This window comes from Brachybacterium horti (assembly GCF_054777615.1).
The window spans coordinates 994,226-1,011,884 of the sequence record NZ_BAAHAM010000001.1 but is presented as its reverse complement, the minus strand read 5'-3'; the positions used below and the strand labels follow the sequence as shown (position 1 = coordinate 1,011,884).

Annotated in this window: 19 protein-coding genes; 10 read left to right on the top strand and 9 right to left on the bottom strand. The window is 73.5% G+C overall.

Annotated features, from left to right (window positions below; all coding sequences use genetic code 11):
- Positions 1-72: 72 nt before the first annotated feature.
- Together ACYVAP_RS04635 and ACYVAP_RS04630 are read right to left on the bottom strand one after the other, a co-directional pair.
- A complete protein-coding gene (locus tag ACYVAP_RS04635; protein ID WP_498859753.1) occupies positions 73-744 on the bottom strand; it encodes a transcriptional regulator in 672 nt (223 codons plus the stop codon).
- Positions 741-2,003 (bottom strand): sensor histidine kinase, encoded by a 1,263-nt coding sequence (locus tag ACYVAP_RS04630; RefSeq protein WP_498859752.1) that lies wholly within the window; start codon positions 2,001-2,003, stop codon positions 741-743. The genes ACYVAP_RS04635 and ACYVAP_RS04630 overlap by 4 nt, the downstream gene beginning before the upstream one ends.
- An 82-nt stretch (positions 2,004-2,085) precedes the next feature.
- On the opposite strand from ACYVAP_RS04630, the gene ACYVAP_RS04625 reads away from it, so the two are divergent.
- Positions 2,086-2,460: a TraR/DksA family transcriptional regulator gene (locus tag ACYVAP_RS04625; protein ID WP_498859751.1), complete on the top strand. Its 375-nt coding sequence runs from the start codon at positions 2,086-2,088 to the stop codon at positions 2,458-2,460.
- A gap of 9 nt (positions 2,461-2,469) precedes the next feature.
- On the opposite strand, the gene ACYVAP_RS04620 is transcribed toward ACYVAP_RS04625, so the two are convergent.
- Positions 2,470-3,081 (bottom strand): helix-turn-helix domain-containing protein, encoded by a 612-nt coding sequence (locus tag ACYVAP_RS04620; protein WP_498859750.1) that lies wholly within the window; start codon positions 3,079-3,081, stop codon positions 2,470-2,472.
- Between the two features lie 84 nt (positions 3,082-3,165).
- On the opposite strand from ACYVAP_RS04620, the gene ACYVAP_RS04615 reads away from it, so the two are divergent.
- A complete protein-coding gene (locus tag ACYVAP_RS04615; protein WP_498859749.1) occupies positions 3,166-4,416 on the top strand; it encodes an MFS transporter in 1,251 nt (416 codons plus the stop codon).
- A 7-nt stretch (positions 4,417-4,423) separates the two neighbouring features.
- Here the strand turns inward: ACYVAP_RS04615 and ACYVAP_RS04610 are convergent, their stop codons facing one another.
- On the bottom strand, positions 4,424-4,999 hold the full coding sequence (locus ACYVAP_RS04610; RefSeq protein WP_498859748.1) for a dihydrofolate reductase family protein: 576 nt from the start codon (positions 4,997-4,999) through the stop codon (positions 4,424-4,426).
- 167 nt (positions 5,000-5,166) lie between these two features.
- Between ACYVAP_RS04610 and ACYVAP_RS04605 the strand changes: the two genes are divergently transcribed.
- From ACYVAP_RS04605 to larB, 3 genes are read left to right on the top strand one after another with little or no spacing between them, the layout of a single operon-like run.
- The gene (locus ACYVAP_RS04605; RefSeq protein ID WP_264450345.1) at positions 5,167-6,501 is read left to right on the top strand and encodes a lactate racemase domain-containing protein; all 1,335 of its coding nucleotides are present in this window, start codon (positions 5,167-5,169) and stop codon (positions 6,499-6,501) included.
- Positions 6,498-7,379 (top strand): ATP-dependent sacrificial sulfur transferase LarE, encoded by an 882-nt coding sequence (gene larE, locus ACYVAP_RS04600; RefSeq protein WP_498859747.1) that lies wholly within the window; start codon positions 6,498-6,500, stop codon positions 7,377-7,379. The genes ACYVAP_RS04605 and larE overlap by 4 nt, the downstream gene beginning before the upstream one ends.
- Positions 7,372-8,118, top strand: coding sequence for an AIR carboxylase family protein (larB, locus tag ACYVAP_RS04595; protein WP_498859746.1), 747 nt, complete (start codon positions 7,372-7,374; stop codon positions 8,116-8,118). The genes larE and larB overlap by 8 nt, the downstream gene beginning before the upstream one ends.
- Before the next feature lie 198 nt (positions 8,119-8,316).
- Here the strand turns inward: larB and ACYVAP_RS04590 are convergent, their stop codons facing one another.
- From ACYVAP_RS04590 to ACYVAP_RS04580, 3 genes are read right to left on the bottom strand one after another with little or no spacing between them, the layout of a single operon-like run.
- Positions 8,317-9,699 (bottom strand): ATP-binding protein, encoded by a 1,383-nt coding sequence (locus ACYVAP_RS04590; protein ID WP_498859745.1) that lies wholly within the window; start codon positions 9,697-9,699, stop codon positions 8,317-8,319.
- A 10-nt stretch (positions 9,700-9,709) separates the two neighbouring features.
- The gene (locus ACYVAP_RS04585) at positions 9,710-9,940 is read right to left on the bottom strand and encodes a helix-turn-helix domain-containing protein (RefSeq protein ID WP_498859744.1); all 231 of its coding nucleotides are present in this window, start codon (positions 9,938-9,940) and stop codon (positions 9,710-9,712) included.
- A complete protein-coding gene (locus tag ACYVAP_RS04580; protein WP_498859743.1) occupies positions 9,940-10,434 on the bottom strand; it encodes a DUF2975 domain-containing protein in 495 nt (164 codons plus the stop codon). The genes ACYVAP_RS04585 and ACYVAP_RS04580 overlap by 1 nt, the downstream gene beginning before the upstream one ends.
- A gap of 124 nt (positions 10,435-10,558) precedes the next feature.
- Between ACYVAP_RS04580 and ACYVAP_RS04575 the strand changes: the two genes are divergently transcribed.
- From ACYVAP_RS04575 to ACYVAP_RS04555, 5 genes are all read left to right on the top strand, one after another.
- Positions 10,559-11,011 carry a DMT family transporter gene (locus ACYVAP_RS04575; RefSeq protein ID WP_498859742.1) on the top strand — a complete coding sequence of 151 codons (453 nt, stop codon included), beginning with the start codon at positions 10,559-10,561 and terminating at the stop codon, positions 11,009-11,011.
- Positions 11,008-11,328 carry a DMT family transporter gene (locus tag ACYVAP_RS04570; protein WP_498859741.1) on the top strand — a complete coding sequence of 107 codons (321 nt, stop codon included), beginning with the start codon at positions 11,008-11,010 and terminating at the stop codon, positions 11,326-11,328. Before ACYVAP_RS04575 ends, ACYVAP_RS04570 begins: the two co-directional genes overlap by 4 nt.
- A 73-nt stretch (positions 11,329-11,401) precedes the next feature.
- Positions 11,402-12,400 carry a LacI family DNA-binding transcriptional regulator gene (locus ACYVAP_RS04565; protein WP_498859740.1) on the top strand — a complete coding sequence of 333 codons (999 nt, stop codon included), beginning with the start codon at positions 11,402-11,404 and terminating at the stop codon, positions 12,398-12,400.
- 78 nt (positions 12,401-12,478) lie between these two features.
- On the top strand, positions 12,479-13,906 hold the full coding sequence (gene uxaC / locus ACYVAP_RS04560) for a glucuronate isomerase (protein WP_498859739.1): 1,428 nt from the start codon (positions 12,479-12,481) through the stop codon (positions 13,904-13,906).
- Positions 13,907-13,927: 21 nt separating this feature from the next.
- Entirely contained in the window at positions 13,928-15,199 is a 1,272-nt protein-coding gene (locus ACYVAP_RS04555) for a mannitol dehydrogenase family protein (RefSeq protein ID WP_498859738.1), read from the top strand.
- Between the two features lie 311 nt (positions 15,200-15,510).
- Here ACYVAP_RS04555 and ACYVAP_RS04550 read toward each other — a convergent pair whose 3' ends face one another.
- Positions 15,511-16,452: a methyltransferase family protein gene (locus ACYVAP_RS04550; RefSeq protein ID WP_498859737.1), complete on the bottom strand. Its 942-nt coding sequence runs from the start codon at positions 16,450-16,452 to the stop codon at positions 15,511-15,513.
- Positions 16,453-16,560: 108 nt separating this feature from the next.
- Positions 16,561-17,490 (bottom strand): putative endonuclease domain-containing protein, encoded by a 930-nt coding sequence (locus ACYVAP_RS04545; RefSeq protein WP_498859736.1) that lies wholly within the window; start codon positions 17,488-17,490, stop codon positions 16,561-16,563.
- Positions 17,491-17,659 lie beyond the last annotated feature (169 nt).

The window sequence follows — 17,659 nt, the reverse complement described above, 5'->3', positions numbered from 1 at the left end:
TCGCCCGCGGGAGCGGTCCCGGGATCGCCCCGAAGGGCGATGCGCGTGGTCCCTCCGAGGGACCCGCGCGGCTCAGCTCAGCGGCGAGACGAGGCCGTTGTCGTAGGCGAGGATCACCAGCTGCACCCGGTCGCGCGCCTCGAGCTTGGCCAGCAGCCGCCCCACGTGGGTCTTCACCGTGTGGTCCGAGATGAACAGCTCCTCGCCCACCTCCTTGTTCGAGCGGCCCTGCGCGACCAGCAGCAGCACCTCCCGCTCACGGTCCGTGAGCCGGGCCAGCAGCGCCGCGTCGCGCCGTGCGCGGGGCCGGCGGGTCGCGAACTGCTCGATCATCCGCCGCGTGATCCCGGGGGAGAGCAGCGCGTCCCCCGCGGCGACCACGCGCACGGCATGGACGAGCTCCTCGGGCGTCGCGTCCTTGAGCAGGAAGCCGCTCGCCCCGGCCTGCAGGGCGTCGTGGACGTAGTCGTCGATGTCGAACGTGGTGAGCATGAGGATCCGCGGCGGCGGGGAGGCGGGGAAGTCCGGTGCGCCGATGCGCCGCGTCGCCTCGATCCCGTCCATCTCCGGCATGCGCACGTCCATCAGCACCACGTCCGGCTGCAGCCGGGCCGCCTGCGCGACGGCCTCCTTGCCGGTCGTGGCCTGCCCGATGACGCGCACGTCGGGCTGCGCGTCGAGCAGGGCCGCGAAGCCCGCCCGCACCATGGCGGCGTCGTCGGCGAGCAGGACGGAGACGGTCATGCGGGCTCCTGCGAGGGTTCGGTGAGCGGGAGGACGGCCAGGACGGTCCAGCCCCCGGCCGGGTCGGGGCCGTGGTGGAGGGTCCCGCCGAGCGGGACGACGCGCTCCCGCATGCCGCGCAGTCCGTTGCCGGAGCCGGCGGTCACGGGGGCCGACGCCTCGGTGGCGATCCCATTGTGCACGCGCAGCGTCACGGCGTCGTGGCCGATGTCCACGCCGATCTCGATCGGTGCGCCCGGCGCGTGCCGCACCGCATTGCTCAGCGCCTCCTGCGCGATCCGGTAGGCGGTGAGGTCCACGGAGGCGGGCAGACCCTCGGTCACCTCGTCCAGGTGCATCGTGACCTGCGCGCCCGCACGGCGGAAGCCCTCGACGAGCTCCGGGATCTCGGCGATGCCCTGCTGCGGGGCGAGCGGCGGCGTGTGGTCCTCGGTGCGCAGCACCCCCAGCAGGCGCCGCATCTCCTGCAGCGAGGCGCGGGCGCTCGCGGCGATGTCGTCGAACTCGGCGGCGGCCTCGGGGGAGAGGTCCGGGATCCGGTAGCGCGCCGTGGACGCCTGCACCTGCGTGAGCGCGGTGCTGTGCGCGACGACGTCGTGCAGCTCGCGGGCGATCCGGGTGCGCTCCTCGACCAGCAGGCGCTGCGCATGTTCCGCGGCGGAGACCTCCCGCTCGCGGCTGAGCTCCTCACCCACCCGCAGCCGGCTCGCGACCAGCACGCCCACGAGGAGCAGCCCCGTGCTCACCGAGGCGGTGACGATGAGATCCGCGCCGGCCCCTTCCGCGCGGCCCAGCAGCGGGGCGATCAGCAGCGGCCCCAGGTTCCCGAGGGCGAGCACGGCCGTGCCCATCCTCCAGCCGTGCGCGAGCGTGAGCACGAGGACGGTCACGACGAACGCGACCATCGCGGGGACCGACCACGGCCACGGCCAGGCGGTGCCGTCCGGCGGCACGGAGACCAGCGGCAGGATCCACGCGGCGAGGCAGGCGAGCGCGGCCGCCGTGCGCGGGCGCGGCAGGGCCAGCACGGGCGCCCCGCCGAGCGCCGCCCCGAGCGGCAGCGCGAGCACCACGGGCGTGCCGTACAGGGAGGCATGGATCGCGGCGAGCACGCTGAACAGCGCGAGCGACACGGTGGCCAGCACGACGACCACCGCGGTGCGCCGGCGGGAGGGACGGCCGACGGGGGCGTCGTCGGTGCCGGCGTCGGCCTCCTGCCGGAGGTCCGGCGTCGAAGGCGCAGGCGTCGAGGGATCCACGGCTCGATGCTAGGACCGCGGCAGGGCGGGCGCATCGCTCTCAGGTACCGCAGCTGTCACCCGCGCGGGGCACCATGGGGCGATGGAGGACTCCCGGCAGGATCCCGCGCCGCCCGGCGACCGAGCCGCGCAGCTCGCCGAGCGGAGGGCCGCGGTGCGCGCACAGCTCGAGGCGATCGAGCAGGAGCTCGTCGCGCTGCGCCGCACCCGAGAGGGCGAGGCGGACGACGACGAGCACGATCCCGACGGGGTGCCGCTCTCGGCGCAGTGGTCGCGCCTCGAAGGGCTGCGTCTCGCCCGACTCGACGCGCTCGCCGGGATCGACGAGGCGCAGGAGCGGCTGCGCCGCGGGGAGGACGGCCGCTGCGCCCGCTGTGGAAAGCCGATCGCCCCGGCCCGCCTCGCGGTGCGCCCCGAGGCGACGACCTGCATCGACTGCGCCGATCTCGTCGACTGAGCCGACCGGTCAGCGACCGGTGCCGTCGGGCGTATCGCCGCCGGGTGGCTCCTCGGGCGCCTCCGCGGCGGCCGCGTAGAAGACGTCGTAGCGGTACACGGGCGCGCCGGCCTCCGCGGCCTCGTCCTCGGACTCCGCGCGGTCGGCGCCGGCGGCCTCGGCCTCGGCGATCACCTCGCTGATCCGCTGGTGGAGGGCCGTGGACTCCTCGCGCGTCATCCGCACGCGGCGGTGGGCGAAGTTCGCGGGCCACGGGCGGGGGTCCCCGTCGGGCGGCGGCGGGGTCGCGAGGGCACGGCCGATGTCGGCCGCGAAGTTCTGCATCATCGTCCCGCCGAGGGCGGCGTCGGGCTGGCCCGTCATGTTCAGCCCGTCGGTGCTGGCCCGCCAGGGCCGCTCGCGGCCGTCGGCCGACGGGGACTGCTCGACGAGGCCCAGCGCGGCGAGGCGTCGCAGGTGGTAGCTCATCGCCGAGGGGGTGAGGCCCACCAGCTGGGCGGCGTCGGTGCTGGTCAGGGTGCGCCCGTCCCAGAGCTCCTGGAGCACGCGCCAGCGGGCCGGGTGGCTGACGGCGCGCATGCGCTCGTGGTCGTCCAGCAGCGGCGGGGGGTCGAGGGCCATGCCCGCCATCGTAGGGCGGCGGGCGCGCTTGCCCCGAGAGGTGTGAAGCATTACCTTCACGACTGTGAAAGAGATGCTTCAGGAATGGACGGTCCGGTGACGGCCGCGCTCCCGCCGCTGCGGCGCAACGCCCGCTTCCAGCTGCTGTGGGCGGGCGCCGCCTGCGCGACTCTCGCCACCGAGATCAACCGCGTCGCCCTCCCGCTCACCCTGCTCGCCCTCACCGGCAGCGCCGCCCGGGCCGGGCTCGTGGGCTCCGTGCTCGTCGCCTCGATGCTGCTGCTGCAGATGCCTGCCGGGATCTGGGTGGACCGCCATGACCGCCGTCGGATCCTCCTCGGCGCCCAGGGGGCACAGGTGCTGAACGCCCTTCTGCTGCTCGCGGGCCTCGCCACCGGCCACGCCGGTCTCGCCGGGTTCCTCGTCTTCGCGGCGGTGGACGGCGCATGCCAGGCCTTCCTCGGCTCCGCCCGCCACGTCGCGATTCGCGCCGTCGTCCCCGTGCCCCAGCTGCGCAGCGCCTTCGCGCAGGAGGAGGCGCGCTCCCATGCGGGCCGCGTCGTCGGCCCCGCGCTCGCCGGCACGCTGACCGCGGTGGGCCTGTTCGCCCCCTACCTCGCCATGACCGCGAGCGTGCTCGCCGCCGCGGTGCTCGCGCTGCTCGCGAAGGTCCCGCGGCGACCGGAGGCCCCGGCCCCCGTCGCCGAGGGGACCGAGGCCCCGCGGCGCAGCATGCTCGGCGAGACCCGCGAGGCGCTGCGCTGGCTGATCGCCCGGCGCGGCGTGCGCGAGCTGATCCTCGTGATCATGGCGATGAACTTCTTCGGCGGCGGCGTCACGCTCGCCCTGATCGTGCACATCCGCTCCCTCGGCGGCTCCGACGCCCTCGCGGGTCTCGTGCTCACGGGCATCGGGATCGGCGGGCTGCTCGGCGCCCTCGCCTCGGGCCGCATCGCCACCGCGGTCCCCGCCGGCCGCCTCGCCATCGCCGTCCCCGTCACACTGGGGCTCTGCCTCGGGCTCGCCGGCCTGCCCCTCGCCCCCTGGTGGCCCTTCGTCCCGATCCTCGCGTTCAGCCTGGCCACGCCCGCGCTCAACGTCGCCATCGACGCCGTCACCGCCGAGCTCGTGCCCCCGGACATGCTCGGCCGCATCGGCTCCCTGCTGACCGTCGCGGCCGCCGCGCTGTCCCCGTTCGGCCCCCTGCTGGGCGGCCTGCTCGCAGGGACCCTCGGTGGCGGAGCCGCGCTCGCCATCGCCGGCGCCGGCTTCGTGCTGACCGGACTCGTCGGAGCCCTCAGCCCCACGCTGCGACGCTTCGGGGCCGGCGGCTGAGCGGCCCTCAGCGCACCACGTCGTGGACGAGCTTCACCACGCCGTTGCCGTACGCGGCGCTGTCCCGCAGGCGCAGGTCCTGCCGGTCGTGCGGGGAGGTGGGGAGGAACCGCTTGCCGGTCCCCAGTGTCACCGGGAACAGCAGCAGGTGGTAGCGGTCGATGAGGTCCGCCTCGGCGAGGCGGCGGGCGAGCTCCGCGCTGCCGTGGATGAAGATCGCTCCACCATCAGCAGTCTTCTCCTGGACGACGTCCTCGGAGCTGCGCAGGATCCGCGTCTCGCCCCAGCCCTCGACCAGATCCGCCTCCTGCAGCGTCGAGGAGACGACGAGCTTCGGGATGTCCTGGTATGCGGCGTGATCGGGGGAGCCGTTCCAGTCCGGGGCGAAGTTCTCGTAGCTGCGCCGCCCGAACATGAGCGTCGAGGTCTCCGCGATCTCCTCGCCCTTGAGGGAGAAGGCCTCCTCGTCGAACGGGGTGGAGAGTACCCAGCCGCCCTGCGGGTGCCCCTCGACCACCTCACCGGGGGAGTCGACGATGCCGTCGAGCGTCATGAAGCCGGTCCAGACCAGTTCGCGAGCCATGGGATCTCCTGGGACGGGATGGCCGGAGGGCGTCGGCGCCCGGGTGCCCCTGCACCGTGGCCATCAGGGGAACCCAGGCACCGATGCTCGCGGAGCGCCAGGGGGCGGGGCATGGCAACACCCGGTCAACCTTGTCCTGATCAGGCGCGTCAGAGCATCATGGGGGGATGAGCGAGCCCAGCGTGACGATCCCGCCGATCCAGCCGATCCCCGAGGGGCTCGCGGAACGCGCGGCGCTCCTGGGCGGCCCCGAGGGCACCCTCTCCCCGGAGGGGATCCGCGGCTTCGTCCTCGAGCAGCTCGCCGGTCAGGACCTCGACGGGAAGAGCGTCTGCCTGATCATCCCGGACGGCACGCGCTCCGTGCCGCTGCCGCTCGTGCTGCCCGCGATCCACGAGGCGCTCGCCGGCCGTGCCGCCTCCGTCACCGTGCTCATCGCGCTCGGCACCCACGCCGCCATGAGCGCGGAGGCGATCGACGTGCTGCTCGGCTCCACGGAGCGCGGCGCCGCGGCGACCTACCCCGGCTGGGAGGTCGTCAACCACGCCTGGCACGACGAGGAGCAGATCGCGGACCTCGGCGAGATCCCCGCGGAGCGCATCGCCGAGCTCACCGGCGGCCTGCTCACCGACGTCCCCATGCGCGTGCAGATCAACCGGCTCGTCGCCGAGTCCGACGTCAACCTCATCGTGGGGCCCGTGTTCCCGCACGAGGTCGTCGGCTTCTCCGGCGGGAACAAGTACTTCTTCCCCGGCTGCTCCGTGCACGACGTCATCGACATCTCCCACTGGGTGGGGGCGCTCATCACCGCGAGCCGCATCATCGGCACCCTCGGCATCACGCCCGTGCGCCAGCTGATCGACGCCGCGAGCGAGCTCATCACGACCACGAAGCTCGCCTTCACGATGGACGTGAAGGAGGGCGGGGCGGACCTCGGCGCGATCGCCTTCGGCGACCCGCAGGCCGCGTGGGCCGCGTGCGCGAAGATCTCCGCGCAGACCCACATCACCTACGTCGAGAAGCCGTACCGGCGGATCGTCGCGATCGTGCCGGAGATGTACGACGACATGTGGACCGGCGCGAAGGGCTTCTACAAGTCCGAGCCCGTGTGCGCCGACGGCGGCGACGTCATCATCTACGCCCCGCACATCACCGAGGTCGCCGCGATGCACCCCGGAATCCGCGAGATCGGGTACCACAACATCGAGTACTTCACGAAGCAGTGGGACCGCTTCGCCGGCCACCCCTGGGGCGAGCTCGCCCACTCCACGCACGTGACGGGCCTGGGCACCTACGACCCGGAGACGGGGGAGGAGAAGCAGCGCGTCAACCGCTACTTCGCGACCTCCATCAGCGCGGAGGAGTGCGCCGCGCACAACGTGCTCTACCAGGACCCGGCGGCCCTGGACCTCGACGCCCTGCGCGCGGATCCGGAGACCCTCGTCATCGACCACGCGGGTGAGGTCCTGTTCCGTCTTGCCTCGGAGAAGGAGGGCGTGTGACCGCCGCCGCGACCATCGCCCCGACCCTCACCCCGGACGCGCTCACGGGCGAGGCGCTCACCCTCGCGGACGACGTCGCCACGCAGCTCAGCGGGGTGCGCCGCCTCGGCGTCGCCTACTCTGGCGGCGTGGACTCCGCGACCCTGCTCGCCCTCGCCGTGCGCGCCCTGGGCAGCGAGAACGTGGTCGCCCTGCTGGGCGTCTCCGCGTCCCTCGCCCGCCGCGAACACCGCCTCGCCCTGCGCACCGCGCAGGAGATCGGGGCGGAGGTCGTCGAGATCGCGACCGCGGAGATGGACAACCCCGAGTACGCGAAGAACGACGCCGCTCGGTGTTTTCATTGCAAGGACGAGCTGTTCACCCGCATCGACGAGGAGATCGTCGCCGCCCACGCGCTGGACGCCGTCGCCTACGGCGAGAACGCGGACGACGCCACCCGCCACGACCGCCCCGGCGCCGGTGCCGCCACCCGCCACCGGGTGCTGCGCCCCCTCGCGACCGCCGGTATGACGAAGGCCCAGGTGAGGGACGTCGCGCGCGGCCTCTCGCTGAGCGTCGCGGACAAGCCCGCCGCCCCCTGCCTCTCCTCCCGGATCCCCTTCGGCCAGGCCGTCACCCCGGAGAAGCTGCGCCAGATCGACGAGCTCGAGGACGCCGTGTTCGGCGCCGGCTTCAGCGACTGCCGCGTGCGCCACCACGGCGACGTGGCCCGCATCGAGCTGCCCACCGACGAGCTGCCCCGCGCCGTCGAACCCGCCATGCGCGGCGCCCTCGTCGCCGCCGGCCGCTCCGCCGGGTTCCGCCACGTCACGATCGACATCGAGGGCATCCGCTCGGGCCTCTTCGCGCTGCAGGTCGTGCGGCGGGACGATGCCTGACCGGGGGAGCGGGACCGACGGTTCCGGTGGGGCCGACGGGGCCGACGGCCGCATCGACGGGCTGCTCGAGCTGGACCTCGATCGCGCCTCCCGCCGCGGCGCCCCCGAGGCGGTGCTGTGCGACGCGAAGAGCGTCGAGCAGGTCGCCGCGATCGCCGGGGAGTACGCACGCCTCGCCGCCGCCGGCCGCGAGGACCTGGGCCCGGTGCTGTTCACCCGGGCCGACGCCGAGCGTGCCGCCGCCGTGCTCGCGGCCCTCCCCGGAGCCCACCACGACCCGGGCGCCCGGTTCCTCGCCTGGCCCGCCGAGCCGCCCGCGCCGAGCGGCGGTCTCGTGATCGTCGCCTGCGCCGGCACGAGCGACCTGCCCGTGGCCCGCGAGGCGGAGCTCACCGCCCGCCACCTGGGTCGCCCCACCCGCCTCATCGCGGACATCGGCATCGCCGGCCTGCACCGGCTGATCGCGCGCCTGCCGGAGCTGCGCGAGGCGGCCTGCGTGGTCGTCGCCGCCGGCATGGACGGGGCGCTGCCCACCGTCGTCGCCGGCCAGATCGCCGCGCCCGTCGTCGCCCTGCCCACCTCCGTCGGCTACGGCGTCGCCGAGGGCGGCCGCGCCGCACTCACCACGATGCTCTCCGCCTGCGCCCCCGGCATCGGCGTGGTCAACATCGACAACGGCTACGGCGCCGGCCACCTCGCCGCGCAGATCGCCCGCTGGGCCCCCGCGCCGCCTGGCTGAAGGCCGAGTGCTCAGCGGGACAGGCGGCTCAGGAGGTCGGCATAGCGGCTGCGCGCCGTTGCTGACAGCTGTCCTACCGTGCGTCCAGAAGCCCACCGCGCAGCGGCAGGACCAGGCGCTGTGCCGTGGAGTCGCGACTCGTCGAGCGGTTCGGAGCGCTCGGCCTCGCCCCGGCTCGGTGTCGCCCTTCTCGTCGCGTCAGTCGTCGTCGCTGAGGTCGTGGTCCTCCGCGTCGATTGCCATGGCGTCCCGGAGCTCGCCGGCTTCGCGGACGAGCGCGTCGACGGCGGCGACGAGGTGGGTGTCGGTGAGGTCCTCGTGGAGGGCGAGTGCGCTCATCACGGCGCGGCGCACCGCTTCCTTCGCGAAGGAGCCCGTGGTGCCTTCAGCGGCGACGGCCGCCTGATCGATCCCCCGCTCGGTGAAGGGGAGGTGGTGCCCGTACCGGGTGAAGAGCTGGCGGCGGAGCTCCAGATCAGGGAGCGGGATCTCCACGGCGAGGTCGATCCGTCCGGGCCGCAGAGCGAGAGCTTCTTCGAGCACCCCCACGCGGTTCGTGGTCAGCACGAACGCGATGTCGGCGTCGTCGGCGAGCCCGTCGAGGATGTCCAGGACGTCGAAGAGGACGGAGCGCTCTCCCTCGCTGAAGTCGCGATCGGCGGCGACGAGGTCGGCGTCCTCGAGGACAATGATGGCGCGGCCCAGATCTCGAGCTGCGTCTGCGGCCTGCCGGATGTGGCTGAGGGAGTCCCCGTTCAGCACGATCGCCGTCGTGTCCGCGGCGCGGGAGAGGAGGTAGCGGACGGTATGGGTCTTGCCGGTCCCGGGAGGGCCGAACAGCAGGACGCCTCGCGAGAGGTGCTGCCCGGCTTCGCGGAGAGCGGCGGCGTTCTCGCTCACCCCGAGCACGGATTCCTCGATGCGATCCAGGCTCCCGGCCGGCAGGACGACATCCCGGCGGGGGACCCGCGGCCGGGGATGGAACCTGATCTCGCCCTGCTCCGAACCGTACTGCCCTGCGACGAAGCTGACCACCTGCCCGCCGAGCGCCGACTGCTCCCGGACATGGGTATCGATGCGGGAGAGCACACGGCGGGAGACGGCAGCGTCGGCCGAGAGCACCTCGACCGCGATGGCGCCCTCCGGGTCCTGACTGGTCGACTCGGTCGCGAACGCGATGACCGGCAGGCCGTCGATCTCCAGCTGTCGGATGGCGTTGGTCGCCACGTGCGTGACCCGGCCCGGCCCGGAGGGCAGGGCCGTGCGCTCGACCGATCCCCAGGCGTAGTTGCCGTACCGGTTCGACAGCACCTCGGAGAGGCCGTCGGGGTCGCCGGCGGGGACGACTCCGCGAAGGGTCTGCGTCGCCGAGAGCGCGTCCAGAGCGGCGTCGACGTCGACCCATCTCCAGTGCGGGAACTCCTGGCGCACCGGGGCGAGCGAGCGAGGGCTGGCTCCCAGATGCGTGCCAAGCTCGGACTCGAAGACGTCCCGATCCGGCTGCTCGGCGAGGTCGCTCATCGTGTCGAGGAACTTCTGGAACTGGATGGCGAAGGCCGAGACGTCGAGTTCAGGGGACATGTCGTCAAGTCTATCGGTGCTGCTCAGGTTCGTCGTCCCGTTTCTCGTGGTGGAGGAGGTCGCCGGGTTGGCACTCGAGGACGCGACAGATCGCGTCGAGGGTCGAGAGGCGGACGGCCTTGGCGCGTCCGTTCTTCAAGACGGCGACGTTCGCCGGGGTGATGCCGATGGCATCGGCGAACTCGCCGACGCTCATCCCCCGCTCCACCAGCATGCGATCGATGGTGATGCGTATTGCCATCACACGACCGCTTCCAGCTCGGCGCGCATGTCGATGGCGCTGCGCAGAAGCGAGCGCAGCACGAGCGTGACCCCCGCGACGGCCATCAAGCCGAGCACGGCCATCACCTCGATGATGAGGAGGAACGGGCTGCCGGCCTCCCCATTGCTGATCACGGCGGACGCCGCGACGATGACCACAGCGGCGGCCGCCAGCGCGCCCGCGAGCAGATCGACCCAGACCAGCGATGAGCTCACCAGCATCGACCCCCGATGGATGCGGTGGACGAGTGAGGCGACCGACCCCAGTGCCAGGAGGCCGAGGGTCAGGAACGCGAATCCGGCCACGAGGAGCGGCACTCGGAGATCGGCGTACTCGGGGAGCTCCTCCGCGACAGCGGTGGAGGCGACGGGCAGCATGGCGGCCGCCCCGAACCCGATGGCGAGCAGGACGCCCACCAGTGCTTCCGTGGCGATCACGAGACTGTGGGGTGGGCGCGGGAGAGTGAGCGTCATGCATCGATAATCGATCGGAATCTATCGTTTGTCAATAGGGGGTGGGGTGCGCCGTGTTCGTGGGGAGCCGTGGGCCGGCGCTCTGCCGCCGCTCCGCCCTGCCCGGGCAGGGGAGAATGGCCCCATGACCTGGCTGCTCCTGGCCGGCGCGATCCTCAGCGAGGTGACCGCGAGCCTCTCCCTCAAGGCCGCCCTCACCCATCCCGCGCTGTACGTGCTGGTCGTGGCGGGCTACCTCGCCTCCTTCAGCCTGCTCGCGGTCGTGCTGCGTCGCGGGATGCCGCTCGGCGTCGCCTACGGGGTGTGGGGCGCGAGTGGGGTGGTGCTCACCGCGCTGCTGTCCACGCTCCTGTTCGCGGAGCCGTTCACCGCCCTCATGGGCATCGGCATCGTGCTCGTCGCCGCCGGGGTGATGGTCGTCGAGCTCGGCTCGCAGCGGGCCCATGCGGCCGAGGACCCGGGAAGTCCGTCGTCCTCGTCGGCCCCGTCGGCCGCCGCCCCCGGCCCTGCCGCCGCGCTCGCGACGGCGACGTCGGAGATCCCCGTCGTCGACCCGCACCAGGAGGACCCCCGATGAGCGCGCTGCTGCTCGCCGGCGCGATCCTCGCCGAGGTCACCGGCACCCTCACCCTGCGGGTCGCCGCGACCGGACGCCGCGCCCTCTACGCGGTCGTCGGCGTCGCCTACCTGCTCGCCTTCGGCCTGCTCTCCGCCGCGCTCGCCCACGGCCTCCCGCTCGGCGTCGCCTACGGCGTGTGGACCGCCGCCGGGATCGTGCTCACCGCCCTCGCCTCGCGGCTGCTGTTCGGGGAGGCGCTGAACCGCGTGATGGCGTTCGGCATGGGCCTGATCGTGCTCGGCGTGCTGCTCATCGAGCTGGGCGCCGCGCACTGAGGAACGCCCTGGGCAGTACCGTAGGGGCGGGCCCACGGCGGCCCGGTCGCCGAGGACCAGGAGGAGATGCAGGGTGGACGACGAGCGCGTGACCATCTACGACGTGGCCCGAGCGGCCGAGGTGGCGCCGTCGACCGTCTCCCGTGCCTTCTCCCGGCCCGGCCGCGTCAGCGCCGCGACCCACGCGAAGGTCATGGCCGCCGCGAAGGAGCTCGGCTACCGCACCTCCGCCCCCGCCGCCCAGGAGCGCGCCCACCGCCATCAGCGCCTCGGCATTGAGATCCCGGACCTCACCAACCCCTACTTCGCGGAGCTCGTCTCCGGCATGCAGGAGGCCGCGCAGGAGCACGGCTACCTGCTGCTGCTCCTGGACAGCGTCGAGGACGAGGAACGGGAGAAGGCGAGCCTCGAGAGCGCCGTCGACGTCGTGGACGGCGTCGTCCTCTCCGGCTCCCGGCTCTCCGACGCGACGTTGAACCACCTCACCAAGCGCCTCCCCTCCGTGGTCCTCAACCGCCGCGTCGCCGGCCTGGACTCCGTCACCCCGGACTACGAGCACGGCATGACCCAGGCGATGGCGCACCTCGTCGAGCAGGGCGTCCGCTCCGTCACCTACGTCGCCGGTCCGGTGAACTCGTGGTCCGACGGCGAGCGCTGGCGCGCCGCCCGCGCCGTCGGCAAGGCGAACGGGCTGAGCGTGCACCGCCACGGCCCCTACCCGCCGACCGCGACCGGCGGCGAGCTCGCCTTCTCGGAGATCAAGGAGCTCACGGACGCGGTGATCTGCTACAACGACCTCATCGCGGTCGGCTTCCTGGTCTCCGCCCTGCGCGCCGGCGTGACCGTGCCCGGCGAGCTCTCCGTCATGGGGCATGACGACATCCCACTCACGAGGTTCATCGGCGGAGGCCTCACCACCCTCGTCACCCCCAAGCGCGCGCAGGGCCGGGCGGCCGTCGAACGGCTGATCCGCCGCATCGAGAACCCCTCCGCGCACCGCACCCCCGTGGAGGGGGCGCTGCCCGTGCGGCTCGTGCCCCGCGCCTCCACCGGGCCCCGCACCCCCGCCTGACCCGCGGCCGGTCAGGGCGTCCGGCAACCTGCGACAACAGATGCGCCCGCGCCGGGACGCCCACCCATCATGGGCCCCATGAGCGACGACGCCTACGTGCCCCACCCCGATCGCCTGCTGCCCGCGGACCCGGCGATCCGCGACATCGCCCGGAGCCTCTACGGGTCCATGCGCGAGCAGCCGATCGTCTCCCCCCACGGGCACGTGGACCCGCGCCTGCTGCTCGACGACGAGCCCTTCTGGGACCCCACCTCCCTGTTCATCACCCCGGACCACTACGTCACCCGGCTGTTGCACGCCCGCGGCGTCGACCTCGCGGACCTCGGTGTGGGCCGCGGCCCGCTCGAGGAGACGGACTCCCGCGCGGCCTGGCGGCTGCTCGCCGAGCATTGGCACGCCTACGCCGGCACCCCCTCGCGGTACTGGATGGAGCACGAGTTCCACGAGGTGTTCGGCCTGGACACCGTGCTCTCCCCGGCCACCGCGGAGCGCATGTACGACGCGATCGCCGAGAAGCTCGCGCAGCCCGCGTTCCGCCCCCGCGCCCTCTTCGACCAGTTCCGCATCCAGGTGCTCGCGACGACCGACGACCCCGTCGACGACCTCGCCCCGCACGACGCGCTCGCCGCGGACCCCTCCTTCACCGGCCGCGTCGCCCCCACGTTCCGCCCGGACAAGTACCTCGAGCCGGCCCGCGCGGACTTCCGCACCCTCACCGACGCCCTCGGCGAGGCCGCCGGGGTCGACGCCGGCACCTACGACGGACACCTCGCCGCCATGCGCGCCCGTCGGCTGTACTTCCGCGAGCACGGCGCCGTCTCCTCGGACCACGCGCACACCGACGTCGGCACCGAGCGGCTCGACGCGGCCGACGCCCGCCGCCTCTACACGGCCGCCCGCGAGGGCACCATCGCCGCCGCCGACGCGGTCGCCCTGCGCCGCCACCTGCTCGCCGACCAGGCCCGCCTCGCCGCCGAGGACGGCCTGGTCATGACCCTGCACCCGGCCGTCTACCGCAACCATTCGCAGGCGACCTTCGAGACGTTCGGCGCCGACGTCGGCGCCGACATCCCGCACGCCGTCGACTTCGTGCACGGCGTCGCCCCGATGCTCAACGACGTGGGCCTGGACCCGAACTTCCGGGTCGTCCTGTTCACGATCGACGAGACCGTCTTCTCCCGCGAGATCGCCCCGCTCGCCGGCTTCTACCCCTCCGTGTACGCGGGCGCCCCCTGGTGGTTCATCGATGCGCCGGACGCGATCCTGCGCTACCGTCGCGCCGTGTCCGAGACCATCGGCTACAGCCGGACCAGCGGGTTCATCGACGACACGCGGGCCTTCTGCTCGATCCCCGCGCGGCACGACATGTCCCGCCGGCTCGACGCGCACCACCTCGCCGGACTCGTCGCCGAGCACCGCCTGCGCGAGGAGGACGCCGCGGCGCTCGCCACGACCCTGCCCACCCGGCAGCCGAGCCAGGTCTTCAAGCTCGACGCCGACGCCTGACCCCTCCGAGGAGCACCACCCATGAGCACCGACCCCCGCGCCCTCGACGGCCGCCTCGTCCACCTCGGCATCGGCAACTTCGCCCGCTCCCACACCCTCCTCGCGACCCAGCGGGCGGGCGGCTGGGGCGTCAGCGTCGTCACCGGACGCACCGCCGCCATGGCGGAGGCGCTGAACGCCCAGGGCGGGAAGTACGGGCTCGTGGTGCGCGGCCCCGAGGAGGACGAGGTCGAGCTGATCGACGTCATCGACGAGGCTTACGCCGCCGATGACGTCGATGCCCTCAAGCGCCTCGTCGCGGACCCGCTCACCGCCGTCGTCACCCTCACCATCACCGAGAAGGGCTACGCCGCCGGCACCGACCCCGCGACCTCCGCCCCCGCCCGTCTCGCACTCGCCCTGCAGGCACGGCGCGAGGCCGGCGTCGAGGAGCCGATCGCGCTGGTCTCCTGCGACAACCTCACCGGCAACGGCGAGGCGCTGCGGAAGGCGGTTCTCGCCTGCCTCGACGCGGACGCACAGGCCTGGTTCGCCGAGCACGTCGACGTCGTCTCCACGATGGTCGACCGCATCACTCCCTCCGCCGACGCGGGCGCCGGCGACCTCGTGCGCGAGCGGACCGGCCTCGACGACCAGGTCCCCGTCGTCACCGAGCCCTTCACCGAATGGGTCATCGAGGACGGCTTCCGCGGCCGACGCCCCGCCTGGGAGCGCGCCGAGGGCGTGCAGATCGTGCCCGACGTGTCCATCCACGAGCTGCGCAAGCTGCGCCTGCTCAACGGCGCCCACACCCTCATGGCCTACGCCGGCCAGGTCGCCGGCGCCGAGCGCGTCGACGAGGCCATCTCCCACCCCGAGGTGCGCGCCCTCGTCGAGGCGCTCTGGGACGAGGCCCGCTCCACCCTGGACCTCCCCGCGGACGAGCTCGACGCCTACACCGCCGCCCTCGAGGAGCGCTTCCGCAACCCGCGCCTCGCCGACAACCTCATCCGCATCGCGGCCGACGGCACCTCGAAGCTGCCCGTGCGCGCCCTGCCCGTGATCGCCGAGCGCGGCGGCCCCGCGCAGGCGCCCGGCGAGGTCTCCGCCGTCGCCGCCTGGACCGCCTGGGTCACCGACCGGGTGCGGGCCGGCCACGAGGTCGCGGACCCGCAGGCCGAGGCCATCGTCGCCGCGGCCGGGCTCGAGGACGACCGCGAGCGGGTCGCCGCCCTGGTGGGCCTGCTCGACGGGGCGACCGACGAGCTCGCCGCCGCCGTCCTCGCCGAGGAGCCCCGCCTGCCCCGCCCCTGAGCCACCGGCCGCGCCCGTTTGCGCTCCGGGATTCCATAAATGGTTCCCCAGCGCGCAATCGGACACCCTGGGCCCGCCTCCCCATGTCCGTTTGCGCGCCGGGGTTCCACAAATGGATCTCCAGCGCGCAATCGGACATGGCCCGGCGGGACAGGACAGACGACCAGGGCGTCCGGTGGAGGTTGGGACGGCGGACACGTCGCGCCTGTTTGCTGCATCCGTAGCCACTAGCCACTAGCCACCAGCCACCAGCCACCAGCCACCAGCCACTAGCCACTAGCCGCTTGGACCGTCGGCCCCGTCGGTCCTGGTCAGTCCCGTGTCTGGACACCCGCCGCGCTCAGGGGGACGGGCCGCAGCCGGGGCAGCCAGGTGCGCACCGCGGCGCGGTAGCGGGAGTAGTCCGCGCCGAAGCGTGCGGCGAGATCCGCCTCCTCCTCGGGGCGCACCACGAGATGCCAGATCACGCCGCCCGCGACCGAGTAGGCCACCACGGCCCAGGAGGAGAGCGCGAGCCCCACGCCCACGCCCTGCGAGATCCCCGCGACGGCCATCGGGTTGCGCACCCAGCGATACGGGCCGGCGACCACGAGGCGGTGCGGCATCGCGGCCGGCAGCGGCGTGCCCTCACCGAGGCGGCTCATCGTCACCGCGGACCAGAGCCCGAGCGCGCTGGCCGGCACGATCGCGACCGCCCCCAGCGCGCAGATCGGCGCTGGCAGCGCCAGGTGCACGCCCCAACGCTGCTCGAGCAGAGCGATCGGCACGGGGATCACCAGCAGGAACAGGGACCAGAACACGACGATCTGCGCGGCCGTCGCGAACAGCAGGGTGCGGGTGCTCGCCGCCGGGGCGAGACGGAATCCGAGCGGTCCTTTGAGCAGCGCCGTCCCCGGCAGGCGTCCGTGCAGCACGAGCCCGGCGGCACCGATCGACGCGGTCGCGGAGGCGATCATGAGCACCGCGCCCCACCCCGCGCGGCCCGTCACGGTCGCGTACACGACCATAAACAGCGTGATCAGCAGGATCCACGGGACGAGCACATGGACCGCGCGTCGTCGACCCGCCGCCACGAGCGCCGAGGTGAGGACGAACAGCGGCACGTCGAGCACCGCCATCGGCAGCGGGGGCACCCCGCCGAGCGTCGCCTCGCGCACCGCCGGGACCGTCGCCACGGCCGCCCACCACACGGCGCCGGCCACCGCCTGGAGGAGGAAGTATGCGCGCCCGAGCGCGGGGCTCAGCACCGTCATGAGCGCAGAGTAGCCCCCATGTCGCCGCGCGCTGCGGGACTCCTGGCCTCCTCCTGCGACCACCGGCCGAAGGGCCCGCGAGCGGAGACACGAGCCGTCGGGACCGGATCATGCGGCCAGCGGGAGCGGACCGGCCCGCGGCGCCCCGAGCTGGTCGAGCCGAGCGACGAGGTCGGCCGGGTCGCGGAGATCCTCCTGCGTCACCCGCACCACCTCCCACCCGGCGCCGCGCAGCAGCGCATCCTTGCGGCGGTCCTTGAGCCACTGCCTCCGATCGGTGCGGTGGCCGTCGCCGTCGTACTCGATCGCGATCCTGGGCTCCCGGTACGAGAGATCGAGCCGGAAGTCGCGCCGCTCGCCGTGGGAGTCGACCACCTGCACGGCCAGATTGATCTCCGGCTCGACGAACCCCCGGGCGAGCAGGAGGAGGCGCAGCTCGGTCTCCTTCGGCGACTCGACCCGTTCGCGGGCAGAGCGCAATGCCGTGCGCACCGCGGCGAGGCCCGGCCTCGGGGTCGACGTCCCCGCGAGTTCGCGGAGCTCGGCGAGGGAGGTGCGGGGCCACGATGCGTCCGGGCCGACCGTCGCATCGCACACCTGCACCAGCTCGAGCGGGCTGAGCTGCAGGGCGAGGTCGCAGAGCATCGGGAGGGTCGCGCTCAGGCGCACCCCCAGGACGTCACGGACCTCCGACGGCCGACGGCGGTGGACGTGCACCTGGCGCCCGATCCTGCGCCGGGCCGCGGGAGGCAACGACACGTGGAGCACGCGGAGTCTCTCGTAGCGCTGGCCCGGCGGGAGCGGCAGGCCGAGGATCTCCGCAGCGGTCACGTGGCTGACGACGGCCTCGGGGCAGAGGTCCTGCTGCAGACGCCGAGCGATCGCGTGCAGTGGGGCGGGCTGTGCGGTGGGTGTCCAGAAGCCCGGGATGACCTGGGTGAACTCGTCGGACGCCAGGCGCCGAGGATGGACCCCGCGTCGTCGTAGTTCGGCTCGCCGCAGCAGACTGTGCGGGGGAGGGGACCAGCGCGGAGTCATGGCCTGACGTTAGGGAAGCGGACCTCCGAGCAGCAGGTTCGATGCCTCCGGTGTGGACGGAGAACGGATGGGGAGGAGCGATCCACGGTGCGTGCCTGTCCGATTGCGCGCTGGGGGTCCGTTCGTGGAACTGGGGCGCGCAAACGGGCATGGGCTCCCTGGCTGCGGC